The following is a 15,552-nucleotide window of genomic DNA, read 5'->3' on the forward strand; positions in this document are numbered from 1 at the left end:
TAAGGGGGGAAAAAATGAGTTTATTACAATTAAATGAAGTAACTCATAGCTACGGATCTCGAAAGTTTATCAACTGGAAAGACCGTTCTAAAAAAATACTTTCCAACATTTCTCTCTTTCTTGAGGAAGGAACTTGTTTAGGTTTGCTTGGTATGAGTGGAGCTGGGAAAAGTACCTTAGGAAAAGTGATTCTTGGTTTGGAACGGCCGCAATATGGAAAGGTTCTTTTTCAAGGGCATGATATTTATAACACAGATAAGCACAGTTATCAAAAAATTCGTCGTGATCTCCAGGCAGTCTTTCAGGACTCCTATTCATCGGTCAACCCTCGAATGACGGCGGAACAAATTATTTCAGAGCCGTTAGAGAACTTTGAAAAGCTTACTCTCTCTGAACAAAAACGGACCGTTATTGAATTATTGGAAAGGGTAGGGCTAAGTGAAGAGGACTTAAAAAAATATCCCAATCAATTTAGCGGCGGGCAACTGCAAAGAATCAATATTGCAAGAGCCATCTCACTTAAGCCAAAGCTGATTGTCTTGGACGAAGCTGTCAGTAGTCTAGATATGGTGAATCAAACCCTGATTTTGGAATTACTAAAGCAGTTAAAAGCAGACTTCGGACTATCGTTTCTTTTTATTACACATGATATTAAAGCTGCCTATACCATTAGTGATAGATTAGGTGTACTAGAAAAGGGAGAATTGGTGGAGCTATACGATGATAAAAATCAGTTTTTTACTTCAGTACATCCTGTAGTAAAAGAGATGAGGGATTCAATGCTTGCCGAGTACCCACGTTTTCGATCGGTTAGACGTGCTTAATTTAAAAAGTAACCGCAGTTTCAAGTGCCTCGATTTCCTTTACAAAATCGGGGCTATTGTTTTTATTTAAAGTAATAAAAGGAGGCTATTTCAAATGAATAATCGGGCGTACCTATCTTTGGCGATCCCCTTAACAATTTCGACAATGACAACGCCCTTGTTAGGTGCTGTAGATACAGCCGTTGTAGGGCAGCTTCCCGATCCAGCTTATATTGGAGGAGTTGCAGTAGGGACTCTAATTTTTAATACATTATATTGGGTATTCGGATTTTTACGGGTTAGTACATCTGCTTTTGCTGCACAAGCGAACGGGGCAAGCGACCCAGATCAAGGAATACTTGCTTTATCTCGTCCCTTTTTATTAGCTATTGCGGTTGGAACTTGTTTTATTCTACTTCAATGGCCAATTGAATATTTAGCTCTGAAATTGTTTTCCGCTGATTCTGATGTCAGTCAGTTTTCCGCAGAATATTTTCGAATCAGAATATGGGGGGCACCCTTTACATTGATGAACTATGTTATCCTTGGCTGGCTAATGGGGATGGCTAAGATTAAAGAATCATTATTTTTACAAGTCTTAATGAATGTTTTGAATATGATTTTGGCCATTCTTTTTGTCCACGTCTTTTCTTTTGCTGTAAAAGGGGTCGCTGCGGCCGCTTTGATTGCTGAAGTGACAGCCTCTATAGTAGGGTTACTTATTATAATAAAGGCATCCCCATTTGTGTGGCAATTCCCATCCTTTCAAGAACTAATAGATACACAGTCTATGAAAAAGATGTTTAACGTTAACAAGGATTTGTTTATTCGGACAATTAGTTTATTAGTCGTTATTAATATGTTTACAGCAAAAGGAGCTTCGTTTGGAACAGACTTGTTAGCTGCCAATGCTGTTCTTTTTCAAATTCATTACATAATGGCTTATTTCTTTGAGGGGTTTGCGAACGCCACGAGTATACTTGTCGGTAAAGCGGTAGGATCAAATGACAAGGAACTATATAAAAAGACACTTACTTTATCAAAAAAATGGTCGGTCATTATCGCGTTTGTTATAGCTTGTATTTATGGATTATTTCAAAAACAAATTATTGCACTTTTTACCAATCTATCAAGTGTTATTGAACTTTCAATTACATACGGAACATGGCTAATCCTTTACCCTTTTGCCGCATGTTTTGGCCTTGTCATTTATGGTGTTTTTACAGGAGCAACTGAAATTGCTCCCGTTCGAAACTCTATGATTTACGCAATGATTGTCTATATCCTTTTACAAATTACGGTTACCCCTATCTGGCATAATCATGGCCTATGGCTGGCTTTCATTGTTTATACGGTTGGGAGATCTGGATTTCTAATCATGTATACCCCGAGATTAAATAAAAAATTGTTTGAATCCACAACATGAAAACAACGCACTTTGGTATTCAAAAGTTAACATTGAAAGAAATAGCAAGGGAGCCTTAATTTTAAATCCCTTGCTGTTTATGCTTTTCCTTATACCAATGCGGGGTCTCATTAAATAGTTCTTTAAACTTTTTATAAAAAAAAGTAACACTTGAATATCCTACTTCTTGAGCGATCTCAGGTATTGGTAAATCAGTATTAGACAAAAACAAGGCAGCCTGGTTCAGGCGTTGTATCCCAAAACGGCCAGCATTCGTATTTTTTCATGGAGGCGGCTGGATTGGCGGCAGCGTCTATACGGTAGAAAACTTCTGCAAATTGTTAGCTGAATTAATTGATGGAGTGGTATTTAACGTAGATTATTCTTTAGCTCCAGAAAAACCATTCCCTAACGGTTTTAATGACAATTACTATGCGGTAAAGCATGTTTATGATCATGCAGAAGCATATGGAATTGATCCTAAAAAAATCAGTGTTGGTGGAGATAGTGCCGAAGGAAATTATGCAGCGGCAGTTTGTTTGAAAGCAAGAGAGGAAGGTACACCCAAAATTGCCTTGCAGGTATTGATTTTTCCGGCAGTTTCACAAGCGGATGCCATGGTTGAAGGATATGAGTGGAGTGAGAACTTTTTTGAAAAGTCAGAGGAGCACAAAGACATCATCAATGGACTCATCTCACTTGGAAGACCTTCAAAATTAGAAGATAATCTTTTTTTAGGAGCTTATATTTCAGATAAGGAAGATATCTATAACCCATATGTTAGTCCAATACTTGCCGAATCACATGCAGGTCTGCCAAAAGCTATTCTAGCAGGAGCAGAATTTGACGGTTTACGCATTCACACAGAGTTCTATGCCAAGCAGCTTCAGGATGCAGGAGTAGAAACCACTTGTTTCCGTTATAAAGGGATGACCCATGCATTTATTGATAAATTAGGACATGTTCCTCAAGCTGAGGATTTATGTATAGAAATTGCAAAAGCAATGAGGGATTTATAGGTATCTGGCTGTGGTGTGGAAGAATATTTTTAGCATTAAAAGCTGGTATAAAATAATGACATAATGATTCATAGTCGATTGGAGCTCTTGTTAACAGGGCTCTTTTTTTCATCCTCCCTTAATCTACAAACATATTGAAAAAGAAAATAGAACAAATATCGGCCTGTTTTCAGCCAAAAAGGGGAAAGCGATCTAAGGCTAGTTTTTATATCATAATAATAGTATAGGAAACGCTTTCAGATGTGCCGCGATTGGTGGCTTCATCGCTTACTATTTGATATAAGGATGGGAACTATGAAAATTTCTGCAGTTATTTTTGATTTAGACGGTGTGATTGTTTCGACAGACGAATATCATTACCAAGCGTGGAAACAAATCAGTGATCAAGAAAATATATATTTTGATAGAGCAATAAATGAAAGACTTCGTGGTGTAAGCAGAATGGAAAGTCTGGATATTATTCTGAGTCATTCGGACAAAGTCTACAGTGAAAGTGAAAAGTACCTTCTTGCACAGAGAAAAAATGACATATATTGTGAACTGCTTAACAAGTTATCACCCAATGACATTTTACCAGGGATTATTAATCTTTTAATCAGTTTAAAGGCAAGGGATATAAAAATTGCAATTGGCTCTTCAAGTAAAAACACGCCTTTTATATTAGACCAAATAGGATTAGCTACAAATTTTGACGCAATAGCTGATGGAAACAGCATCAAAAACAGTAAGCCCGATTCGGAGGTCTTTTTACTTGCAGCCGAATTCCTAGGTGTACATCCAGAAGAATGTGTTGTGATCGAAGACGCACAAGCCGGAATTGATGCTGCAAAAGCTGCCGGAATGAAGGCTGTAGGTATAGGGTCAGCAGCTAAGTGTTTTAATGCCGATATGAAATTAAACGACATATCCAATTTAGATATAGACCACCTATTAGAGGTTAACGAGATTAGGAGTTGATAACAATGATAAAACTTAATGCAGGTCTAGCCCATTTGAAAAATAAACCATTTTTCCTTAGCAATAAAGATATCGAGTGGGTGGAAGAAACCCTAGAGTCGATGACCTTACATGAAAAAGTGGGGCAATTATTTTGTCCGATTGGCAGTTCAGATAATAAGCAAGATTTAGAAGCATTTATTGCAGAATATCATCCTGGAGGTATCATGTATCGGCCAGATACTGGGGCAAAGATGCAGGAAACACATCGATTGTTACAAGAGTTATCTCCAGTTCCTTTATTGATTTCTGCTAACTTAGAAGCTGGTGGGAATGGGATTGCTACGGATGGCACCTATTTCGGAAAACAAATGCAGGTGGCTGCAACAGACAATGAAGATATGGCCAATAAATTAGGATTAGTAGCTGGCCGTGAAGGACGGGCAGCCGGGTGTAACTGGGCTTTTGCACCGATTGTTGATATTGATATGAATTATCGAAACCCTATCACAAATGTAAGAACATATGGGTCTGACCCAATCAGAGTTGCTCAAATGTCTAAAGCTTTTATGAATGGAATACATGAAAGCGGACTCGCAGCAGCCGTTAAGCACTTCCCAGGGGATGGGGTGGATGACAGAGATCAGCATCTTTTATCATCTGTAAACAGCTTATCTACTGAAGAATGGGATCAAACTTTTGGGATGGTCTACCAAGAGATGATTGACAGTGGGGTAAAATCGATTATGGCTGGCCATATTATGCTGCCTGAGTATTCGAAAAAACTAATGCCAGGTATTAAGGATGAACAAATCAAGCCGGCCACACTAGCACCAGAATTACTCAATGGTTTATTAAGAGAAAATTTAGGTTTTAATGGTTTAATTGTGACTGATGCATCCCCTATGTTAGGGTTCACTACTTCAGAAAGAAGAGAAATTGCTGTACCTAAGGCAATTGCTTCAGGCTGTGATATGTTCCTCTTCAACCGAAATATAAAAGAAGATTATGAGTTTATGTTAAAAGGGATTAAGACAGGTTTTCTAACCTTAGAAAGAGTAGATGAAGCTGTTACTAGAGTACTTGCTCTCAAAGCATCACTAGGTTTGCATGTACAGAAGGAAATGGGAACTTTAGTACCTGGGGAAGCGGAACTGTCGGTATTTCAGTGTGAGGAACATAAGGAATGGGCAAGAGAATGTGCAGACCAATCCGTTACATTAGTAAAGGATAAACAAAAACTGCTGCCTATTAGTGCTGATAAATTTAAACGGGTTCGTCTATATGTATTAGGTGATCAAGAAGGAGGACTAAAGGAAGGCGGTTCTGTAACCCAGCCGTTTATCGACTCTCTTGAAAATTCTGGATTCCAAGTAGAACTTTACAATGACAAGCAAGTTAATTTCCAAGAGTTGTTTATGAGTGTGAACGATTTTAAAGAGAAATATGATCTTATCATCTATGTTGCGAATCTTGAAACAGCAAGTAACCAAACGACTGTTAGAATTAATTGGCAGCAGCCGTTAAATGCAAACGCTCCATGGTTCGTCAAAGATATTCCTACAGTGTTTATATCAGTTGCAAACCCGTACCACCTGCAGGATGTGCCAATGTTGAAGACCTATATTAATGCCTATTCATCTAATGAATTTGTGGTTGAGGCAATAGTGGATAAAATCTTAGGGAAATCTGAGTTTAAAGGGAAGAGTCCTGTAGATCCGTTCTGCGGGAAATGGGATACTAGATTTTAATTAGAGTAAGCACTCCATTTCAAGATGGAGTGCTGCTCCTTTTAATCGGCTGACTAACTCCTTTTAACTAATCTTTGATTCGAGCAATGTTAATCTTGTTTTTCAATATTAAATTAGATAAAAGCGTTTGCTAAAATAAATTTATGGAAATATCAACTTAAATCCTAAAAAAAGATACATGCTTTGTGAATACCTATGGGAGGAAAATAAAAACATGAAAATAAAAAATATGAAAACAAACCGTATAACAAACCCACTGGGATTTGATTTAGGAAAGCCTCGGTTATCTTTTGTCACCTATGACACAACCGCTAAAAAACAAACAGCTGCGCAAATTCAGGTTGCCCTTGATGAAAAATTTACAGATATTGTATTTGATAGTGGGGAGAGTCTGGCGATTGATAGCCTTGCTTTTGAGCTTCCTATTAAACTAAAGCCATGTACACGCTATTTTTGGAGAGTGACGGTTTGGGCGGATAATGGGGAAGTGGCTGCTAGTGATACAGCTTGGTTTGAAACGGCCAAATTGGCAGAACCTTGGGAGGCAAAGTGGATTACACCGGATTTTGATAAGGAGATACACCCAGTCTTCGTGAGAGATTTTGACCTGTTAAAAGAAGTGGTCTCTGCTCGTGCCTATGTTTGTGGTCTAGGTCTATATGAAATCGAGATTAATGGTGAAAAAGCTGGGGATGAGTATCTTACTCCAAATTTCAACGCTTATGACAAATGGCTGCAATACCAGACCTATGATATTACCGATCTAGTTAGAACTGGACAAAACTCTGTCGAAGTTAGTCTTGGAAATGGATTATACAAAGGCCGCTTTGGTTTTGAAGGCGGAGAAACGGAAGTTTATGGTGATCAGTTTGCCCTTTTATGTGAAATTGTTTTAAACCATGCAGATGGAACAACCACTATCATTCATTCGGATGACTCATGGGCAGCAAGAAAGAGCAAGATCTTATTTAGTGGTTTATATGATGGTGAGATTTACGATGCAATCTTTACTGATGGTACGTCGTACAATGTTAAGATGCTTGACTCAGGATACGACAGACTAAAGGCAAGATTAAGCCTGCCGGTAGTAGTGAAGGAAGAGTTAAAGCCAATTGAAGTGTTTAAAACTCCAGCTGGAGAAACAGTGCTGGATATGGGTCAGAACATGGTTGGCTGGGTTCAGTTTAGAACTAATGCTACAAAGGGGTCCGAAATTGTTTTACAGTATGCTGAACTCCTGCAAGAAGGAAATTTTTATCAAGACAATCTGCGTACTGCAAAGGCAGAGTTTAGGTATATCTCCAATGGAGAAGAATCAACCGTAAGGCCGCATTTTACTTATTACGGCTTCAGATATGTGAAAGTCTCCGGTTGGAACGGGGAAGTAAATAAGGATGATTTTACAGGATGTGTCTTGTATTCGGATATGGATCAAACGGGAGGTTTAGAAACTAGTAATCCATTGGTTAATAGATTATTCTTGAACGCTTTATGGGGTCAAAAAGGGAATTTCTTAGATGTACCAACAGATTGCCCTCAGCGAGACGAACGCATGGGCTGGACGGGTGACGCCCAGGTCTTTTCAGGAACAGCCGCCTTCAATATGGATACCTATGCTTTCTTCAGTAAATACGGTTATGACCTTGCAAAGGAACAATCATCACTAAATGGAATGGTTCCAATGGTAGTCCCTATGGCAACAGTTAAAGGCGGCGGTTCAAGTGCATGGGGCGAGGCAGCTACCGTTATCCCGTGGAATGTTTATCTTCACTATGGAGATAAAGCGATACTCGAACAGCAATTCGAAAGTATGAAGGGCTGGGTAGATTTTATTAAGAGGGCAGACGAAGCTTCTGGTTCTAAAATGCTTTGGACAACAGGTTTCCATTTTGGTGACTGGCTGGCATTGGATGGGGAGGACCCTAATTCTCCAATGGGTGGAACAGAAATAGCTTTTATATCCTCTGCCTATTATTGCTATTCTTCAATGCTCGTGGCTAAAGCAGCAAAGGTACTTGGCAAGGAGGAAATTGCTTGCGAGTACGAACTGTTATCAAATGAAGTAAGAGCTGCAATCCAAGCAGAATACTTTACTTCCACGGGACGCCTAGCCTTGAATAACCAGACAGCGTTAGTTGTTGCCTTATTTATGGACCTTGTTCCAGATGAGCATCGAAACAGACTAGCTAATGATTTACGTGAAAGATTAAAAAAGGACAAGAATCACTTGAAGACTGGTTTTGTTGGGACACCGTATCTATGCAGAGTGCTTTCTGAGAACGGAAACAATGATTTAGCTTATACGTTACTTTTAAATAAGGATTATCCGAGCTGGTTATATGCCGTCACAATGGGTGCGACAACGATTTGGGAACGCTGGAATTCCGTGTTGCCTGACGGCAAAATTAGCGGAACGGATATGAACTCTTTAAATCACTATGCTTATGGATCGATTGTGGAATGGATGTATCGAAACGTGGCAGGTATCAACCCTGTTGAAGATCAACCAGGCTTTAGGCATGTAAGATTGGCACCGCAGCCTGATTATCGATTGAAGTATGCTAATGCAAGATTGGATACTGCTGCAGGTTTATACGAAAGTCAGTGGGAGCTAAATGAAGAAGGACAGTTGAAGTTTAAGTTTGTTATTCCTTTTAATGCGACAGCTACTGTTGAATTGCCTGATGCTAAACTAGAAAACGTACTTCTGAATGGAAGGTCATTCAACGACTTAGAAGTTAGTGCAAGTCAATCCGGTAAACAGGTGCAGGTTGAGTTAAACAGCGGAACCTGGGAATTCTCCTATACTCCTGAAGTTGCCTATTTAAAATATTACAGTACACATTTGCCATTAAGTGAACTGCTTGGAAATGAAGAAGTAAAACATGTATTGGCGGATATAGTACCTCAAACTGCAGCATTTCCTCAGGAGATGATTGCCAACATAGGCCATCAATCCTTAAGAGAACTGTCCCATATGCCGTTCTTGCCAATTTCAGCGGAAGTTCTGGACGAGTTAGATGTGAAGCTTAATGAAATAAAAGTGATTGTGCAATAATAGTTTAGACATTTAATAAAAAGAAAAAGGTCAGAATATAACATTAAAAAGGTTTAGTGAGTAATAAGCCAAACACAACAACGTGTTTGGCTTTTGACCTTATAAGTAATTTAAAGTGTTATAAAAAGTCGGAAATTTGAAAATGATTAGTCGTATTTACAGTAGGAAAGGATTTTTATTTGTTCTATCCTTAAAGTAGAAAAGACTATTAATAAAGATTCCAAATCTAATAAAGATCGGACGTGATATTGAAATGATATATACTAATCCAGTCATAAGCGGATTTCACCCTGATCCAAGTGTTTGCAGGGTTGGCAAAGATTATTATTTAGTAACCAGTTCGTTTGAATATTTCCCAGGCATACCGATTTTTCATAGTACAGATTTAGTGAATTGGAATCAGATTGGTCATGTACTAACTCGTGAAAGTCAATTGCCGCTGACCCGTATACATAAAATGGGACCTTCACAGGGAATATTCGCCCCCACAATCCGGTATCACAATGGACTCTTTTATGTGATTACAACCAATATCTCAACAACTAAGAATTTTTATGTATATGCTGAACATCCAGATGGCCCTTGGTCCGAGCCAGTATTCATTGAGGGCTGGGGCGGAATTGATCCATCCTTATTTTTCAATGAAGATGGAAGGGTTTACATAACTGGAACAAGCGCTTTTGGAAGTGGTGAACCGGTGGGAATCTACCAGGCTGAGCTCGATATTGAGTCTGGACAATTGTTAACTGAGCGTCGGTTAATTTGGAAAGGAACAGGTGGCAGCTCCCCGGAAGGACCGCATTTATATAAAATCAATGGGTGGTATTATTTACTAATTGCCGAGGGCGGTACAGAATTTGGTCATATGGTAACAATCGCAAGAAGCAGAAGTACTTACGGGCCTTTTGAGGGGAATCCGAATAATCCTATTCTTTCGAATCGAAGTACGGATAAACCAATTCAAGCCACAGGGCATGCTGATTTAGTCCAAGCATTAGATGGCAGCTGGTGGTCTGTGTTTCTAGGAATCAGGCCTGTCGGTTATCCCAAACGTCATCACATAGGGCGCGAAACCAATCTAGTTTCAGTCCATTGGACCGAAGGAGGGTGGCCTATTATGGGAGTAGATGGGCATGCTGAAGTAGAAAATGATGCAAAGTCCCTGCCTTTTGGCCCATCTCAGCCATGGCAGGAGATAGAAGATTTTGATACCACCTCCCTTCCGCTAGAATGGAATTTTTACCGTAATCCGGCTCCAATCTCTTGGTCCTTAACGGAACGATCTGGTTGGCTAACCATTCGTGGTCAATCATGCACATTGAATGATACAGACTCTCCCGCATTTGTGGGACGAAGGCAGCAGCATCTTAATTGTGAAATTTCTACCCTAATGGAATTTATCCCTAATGATGAGGGAGAAGAAGCAGGGCTGACTGTATTTATGAACGAACATTATCATTATGAAATAGCTAAGACTCTTAAAGAAGGAAAATCTTTTATTCAATTCAGCCGTAGAATTGGTAGCATGTGGAAGGTGGAAGCAGAGCTGGAGTACGATTTGCCAAGGGTTATCCTTGGAGTAAAAGCCGATGATTTTAGTTTTACTTTTTCCTTCATGTCCTCAAATGGTGAAAAAATTACTTTAGGTAAAGGTGAAAGTTCCATGCTCGCAACTGAAGTTGCCGGTGGTTTTACGGGCCTGTTTTTCGGAATGTATGCGACTGGAAATGGAAAAGCATCCACTGCTCCAGCCCATTTCGACTATTTTAGCTATAGACCAGATGAAGATTTAAAACATGATTTATTAGCCGCTTGGACAGGTGGAAATACAGAGAATTCAGTTTTGTAAACGTTTTTACCAATGAATATAGCTTTACTAATAGGAGGACGTAGATGATAGGGACATGGAATACCATTTTGGAAACTCCACTGGCTAAAGTGAAAGTTGTTTTTATAATCGAAAAAATAGACAATGCTTATTGCTTACAAGTCAAAACTGAGCCGATTCCATTAAACTTTGAATTTAATCTAGTAACAGTTGAAGGAGATGCCCTTCAGGCTGCAGGCAGGTTTAAACTTTTATCCGAGGAAAAGGTTGAAATTAGCCTTACCTTTTCTGAAGAAACATTTACAGGCCGCATGAACCTTCATTCATTTGGAGAGCTGCAAATTAAGGGGCAAAAGGGAGAGGGTGTTTCCTTATCAGAGGCCTTATTAATGGAAGTGGAAAAATACCGAAACTCTGAAAATATAGTTGAACGAAGTAATGAAGAAATCCAAGAAAAAGTTAATCAACTAGTTGCTAGGATGACAGTTTTAGAAAAGGTTGGACAAATGAGTCAATGTATGGCTTCTAATTTCTCCTTTGGTGGAGATATTGAAGCAGATCCCCCTGAGAAATTGGTAGAGGACGGAAGAGCTGGTTCCATTTTAGGAGCATTTGATATTAATAGAGTGTTTGAATTACAAAAAATTGCTGTAGAAAAATCACGGTTAGGAATCCCTTTATTATTTAATGCTGATATTATTCATGGCTATCAAACGATTTTTCCTGTTCCATTAGCCTGGGCATCAAGCTGGGATTTGGAAGGAATCAAAAGGGCGTGTGCCATTTCAGCCAAAGAAGCGTCTGCATCAGGAATTACATATAATCATGGCCCGATGGTGGACATCACAAGGGATGCCAGATGGGGAAGAGTGGTTGAAGGCGCAGGTGAAGACCCGTACTTAGGATCTTTAATTGCAAAAGCTCAGGTAGAGGGATTTCAAGGGGATAGCCTCTTTAGTGAGGAAACAATTATTGCTTGCTTGAAGCACTTTATTGCCTATGGTGCAGCAGAAGGCGGCCGGGATTATAATACCGTGGACATTTCTCAGGGAACATTAAGAAATGTTTATCTCCCGCCATTTAAGGCAGGATTAGAGGCTGGAGCAGGTTCGGTAATGAATGCGTTTAATATTTATCAAGGAATCCCTGTTGCCGGCAATAAAGGATTATTGAAAGATTTGTTAAGAGAAGAACTAGGTTTTGAAGGAATCCTGATTTCCGATTACGGTTCTGTCGATGAAATTGCTGTTCATGGAGCTGCCAAGGACAGTAAGGAAGCGGCAAAAATGGCAGTTGATGCCACTTTGGATATTGAAATGGTCTCTACTTCTTATTTACAGTATCTGCCTGAATTAATTGAGGAAGGAAGAATACTAGAAAGTCAATTGGATGATGCGGTAAAAAGGATTCTTACTTATAAATTTAAAATTGGAATCATGGACGATCCATTCCGCTATATAAGACCAGATAAAGAAATGGAATATCATTTCTGTAAGGAACATTTGCAGGCAAGCAGGGAGCTGGCCCAAAAATCAATCGTCCTGTTAAAAAATAATGGGGTGCTTCCTTTAAAAAAAGAAAAAGGAAAAATTGCTGTAATAGGACCATTTGCTAATAGTAAAGATTTATTAGGTCCTTGGCAGTTCTCCAGGTATAGCGATAAAACAGTTACTTTGATCGAAGGTCTGAAATCAAAATTCGTCAACCAAAGTAATCTTTTATTTGCAGAAGGTTGTAGAGTCGATAGCGAAATGGAAGGTGGAATAGAAGAAGCTCTTCAGCAGGCAAAGCAGGCAGATGTAATCATTTTGGCGTTGGGAGAAAACAGTGTGATGTCTGGGGAAGCTGCCTCTAGGATGGATATAGAATTACCTGAAGCACAAAGAAAATTAGCTGAAGAAATGATCAAATTGGGTAAGCCTACTGTGCTTGTCTTAACAAATGGACGTCCACTGGTCCTAGAATGGTTTGATAAAAATGTAGATGCCATTGTTGAAACATGGTTCTTAGGATCGGAAGCAGGACATGCCATTACTGATGTACTAGTTGGAGATTATAATCCTTCAGGAAAGCTAACGATGAGTTTCCCTATCCAAACCGGGCAGGTTCCAGTTTATTATAACCACTTTAATACAGGAAGACCGTTAACGAAGAAAAATCAGCATGAGAAATTTATATCCAAATATCTTGATGGACCAAACGAGCCTCTTTACCCTTTTGGTTACGGCTTAAGCTATACAACCTTTACCTATTCGGAAATGAAAATCGATAAGAATCAACTGACAAAGACAGAAAAAATAAATGTTAGTGTCACCGTCACGAATACTGGATCCATGCCAGGGGAGGAGGTGGTTCAGCTTTATATTCAGGATCTCTATGGCAGTGTTGTTCGCCCAGTTAAAGAACTCAAAGGATTTAAAAAGGTTGATTTACATCCTAGTGAAAGTAAGGAAGTAATTTTCACAATTACTGAAGAGGATTTGAAATATTATACTGCTGACATGAGGTATCAAGCGGAGGCAGGAGAGTTCAAAGTTTACATTGGTTCCAACTCGAAAGTTGTGAAAGAAGCGTCTTTTGAATTAGTTTGTTAATTTTAAAAAAACAATTATAGCAAGGATTTGGAGCAGTGAATTAATAGTGAATTAAGAAACTTTCGAGATCTGAGTTTACAAATAAAAAAGAAATGGGGAAGTTACGTGATGGAAATTGGATTAAATCTATTTTCAGTGTTCAGAGAGTTAAACGAAGATTATTTCGGTACCTTAGAAAAGGTAGCTGAAATAGGTTACAAAAATGTAGAGTTGATTTCTGCTAATTTTGCTACGGGTGAACGGTTTACTGATACCTTTTCCCTTCCTTTAATAAAACAAAAGTTTGACGACTTGGGATTAAAAGCATTTGCAGCACATGAAGGTGTTGCTCCAGGCAAGGCGCTGCTTGATGCCGATTGGGATAAGATTATTGAAGAAAATGCATTACTTGGATGTCAGTCAATTGTTTTCCCAATGGCGTTCATATCCGGACGTGAGGACACCCTTAGAACAGCAGAACAGCTTAATCAATTAGGAAAGAAGTGTAAGGAAGCGGGGTTAAGCTTTTATTATCATAATCATGCACATGAGTTTAAGAGAATTGGAGAAACCTCCTTATTTGAACTTCTAGTCGAAAATACAGATTCAGAGAACGTAAAATTTGAACTTGACCTTGTTTGGGTGATGAGAGGTGGATATGATCCGATTTCATTGCTTGAAAAATTGGGTAATCGCTGTGACATGATCCATCAAAAGGATTTAGGTAAACATGTCAATCCGGTTAACATATTTGCCGCTTTAAGCCAAGAGGATAACCAAGATACGATGAAATTATATACAGAAATTGTGAAGCCAAACGATTTCGTTAATCTCGGTACTGGTATTGTTCATTTTCAAGAAACATATCAAACGCTGAATGAATTAGGATATATCCGTTATGCCATTGTGGAAAACGAAGGACAGCTTGGAAGTAAATTTACAAGCATTGCCGACGATTTAAAAGTGATGGAGAACTATGTGCAAGGATTTATCAAAAAATAATTCAAGAGGAGTGTTTTTCATATGTCCAAGAAGTTGAAAATCGGTATTATCGGCTGCGGTGGAATTGCTAATCAAAAGCATATGCCCTCATTGGCAAAGTTAAGTCACTTAGGAGAAATGACCGCCTTTTGTGACGTGGTTGAAGAAAGAGCCGTTAAAGCAGCGCAGCAATTTGGCACCGAACAAGCAAAAGTTTATACCAATTATAAAGAGCTATTACAGGATGACTCGATTGATGTTGTGCATGTACTTACTCCAAATTTGCAACACTCCTTTATCACTATTGATGCACTAGAAGCGGGAAAGCATGTTATGTGTGAAAAGCCAATGGCCATTAATTCTAAAGAAGCCCAGGAAATGATTGATGCAGCTAATCGGACAGGCAAGAAGCTGACAATAGGCTACCAAAACCGTTTTCGGGATGATTCAGAGGTATTGTATAAGGCATCAAGAGAAGGTGAATTCGGCGATATTTATTTCGCAAAGGCCCATGCCATACGACGAAGAGCTGTTCCTACATGGGGTGTATTTCTAGATGTAGAACAACAAGGGGGAGGACCCTTAATTGACATTGGTACACATGCACTTGATTTGACTCTTTGGTGTATGGACAATTACAAGCCGCAATCTGTAACAGGATCAGTTTTCTATAAGCTTGCAGATAAGCATGAAGGTAATTTATTTGGCCCATGGGACCCGGAAACATTTAAAGTAGAAGATTCGGCTTTTGGATTTATTAAGATGCAAAACGGAGCCACAATCATTTTAGAATGCGCATGGGCACTAAATACTACGGATGTTCGTGAGGCAATGACTACTTTATGTGGTACAGAAGGCGGTGCAGAAATGAAAGCCTTGCCAAAGTCACCTACAAGTGAGTTGGTTTTCAATAGCGCGAAATACGGTAAGTTGGTGGAAACCAAACCAGCGACTGGCGGGGGGATTGCCTATTTTGATGCCGGTGTGGAAGAACCTGGTGTAAAAGAGGCGAGACAGTGGCTCGATTGCATTATTCATGATACAGAGCCACTAGTTAAACCGGAACAAGCATTAGTTGTCACACAAATTTTAGAGGCAATCTATACCTCGGCAAAGACAGGAAAAACAATCGAATTCTAACCAAAGTGTAAAAAAAAGAAATGGGGGATATTGAAATCCTCCTTTTCTGCGAAATAAG

Annotated in this window: 11 protein-coding genes; 10 read left to right on the forward strand and 1 reads right to left on the reverse strand. The window is 39.2% G+C overall.

What is annotated here, in order from left to right; genetic code table 11:
- The first annotated feature begins 14 nt into the window (after nucleotides 1–14).
- Complete coding sequence (gene nikE / locus AAHB15_RS01500; protein ID WP_342041624.1) at nucleotides 15–824, forward strand: nickel import ATP-binding protein NikE; 810 nt, start codon at nucleotides 15–17, stop codon at nucleotides 822–824.
- A 94-nt stretch (nucleotides 825–918) separates the two neighbouring features.
- Nucleotides 919–2,229: an MATE family efflux transporter gene (locus tag AAHB15_RS01505; protein ID WP_144562749.1), complete on the forward strand. Its 1,311-nt coding sequence runs from the start codon at nucleotides 919–921 to the stop codon at nucleotides 2,227–2,229.
- Between the two features lie 61 nt (nucleotides 2,230–2,290).
- Here the strand turns inward: AAHB15_RS01505 and AAHB15_RS01510 are convergent, their stop codons facing one another.
- Complete coding sequence (locus AAHB15_RS01510) at nucleotides 2,291–2,464, reverse strand: helix-turn-helix domain-containing protein (RefSeq protein ID WP_144562833.1); 174 nt, start codon at nucleotides 2,462–2,464, stop codon at nucleotides 2,291–2,293.
- Between AAHB15_RS01510 and AAHB15_RS01515 the strand changes: the two genes are divergently transcribed.
- The 8 genes from AAHB15_RS01515 (at nucleotide 2,463) to AAHB15_RS01550 (ending at nucleotide 15,494) form a co-directional block, all read left to right on the forward strand.
- On the forward strand, nucleotides 2,463–3,227 hold the full coding sequence (locus AAHB15_RS01515) for an alpha/beta hydrolase (protein ID WP_342041879.1): 765 nt from the start codon (nucleotides 2,463–2,465) through the stop codon (nucleotides 3,225–3,227). The two genes, AAHB15_RS01510 and AAHB15_RS01515, sit on opposite strands and share 2 nt — an antisense overlap.
- A gap of 294 nt (nucleotides 3,228–3,521) precedes the next feature.
- Nucleotides 3,522–4,184, forward strand: a complete 663-nt coding sequence (pgmB, locus tag AAHB15_RS01520; protein WP_342041625.1) for a beta-phosphoglucomutase — start codon at nucleotides 3,522–3,524, stop codon at nucleotides 4,182–4,184.
- Between the two features lie 5 nt (nucleotides 4,185–4,189).
- The gene (locus tag AAHB15_RS01525) at nucleotides 4,190–5,914 is read left to right on the forward strand and encodes a glycoside hydrolase family 3 protein (protein ID WP_342041626.1); all 1,725 of its coding nucleotides are present in this window, start codon (nucleotides 4,190–4,192) and stop codon (nucleotides 5,912–5,914) included.
- A gap of 214 nt (nucleotides 5,915–6,128) precedes the next feature.
- Nucleotides 6,129–8,972, forward strand: coding sequence for an alpha-L-rhamnosidase (locus tag AAHB15_RS01530; protein ID WP_342041627.1), 2,844 nt, complete (start codon nucleotides 6,129–6,131; stop codon nucleotides 8,970–8,972).
- A 253-nt stretch (nucleotides 8,973–9,225) separates the two neighbouring features.
- On the forward strand, nucleotides 9,226–10,821 hold the full coding sequence (locus AAHB15_RS01535; RefSeq protein ID WP_342041628.1) for a glycoside hydrolase family 43 protein: 1,596 nt from the start codon (nucleotides 9,226–9,228) through the stop codon (nucleotides 10,819–10,821).
- A gap of 44 nt (nucleotides 10,822–10,865) precedes the next feature.
- Nucleotides 10,866–13,394: a beta-glucosidase BglX gene (gene bglX / locus AAHB15_RS01540; protein ID WP_342041629.1), complete on the forward strand. Its 2,529-nt coding sequence runs from the start codon at nucleotides 10,866–10,868 to the stop codon at nucleotides 13,392–13,394.
- A gap of 108 nt (nucleotides 13,395–13,502) precedes the next feature.
- A complete protein-coding gene (locus tag AAHB15_RS01545; protein WP_342041630.1) occupies nucleotides 13,503–14,375 on the forward strand; it encodes a sugar phosphate isomerase/epimerase family protein in 873 nt (290 codons plus the stop codon).
- Nucleotides 14,376–14,396: 21 nt separating this feature from the next.
- Nucleotides 14,397–15,494 carry a Gfo/Idh/MocA family protein gene (locus AAHB15_RS01550; RefSeq protein WP_144562741.1) on the forward strand — a complete coding sequence of 366 codons (1,098 nt, stop codon included), beginning with the start codon at nucleotides 14,397–14,399 and terminating at the stop codon, nucleotides 15,492–15,494.
- The last annotated feature ends 58 nt before the right edge of the window (nucleotides 15,495–15,552 follow it).

It is taken from the genome of Bacillus sp. OTU2372 (genome assembly GCF_038440275.1).
Classification (GTDB): Bacteria; Bacillota; Bacilli; order Bacillales; family Cytobacillaceae; genus Neobacillus; species Neobacillus bataviensis_B.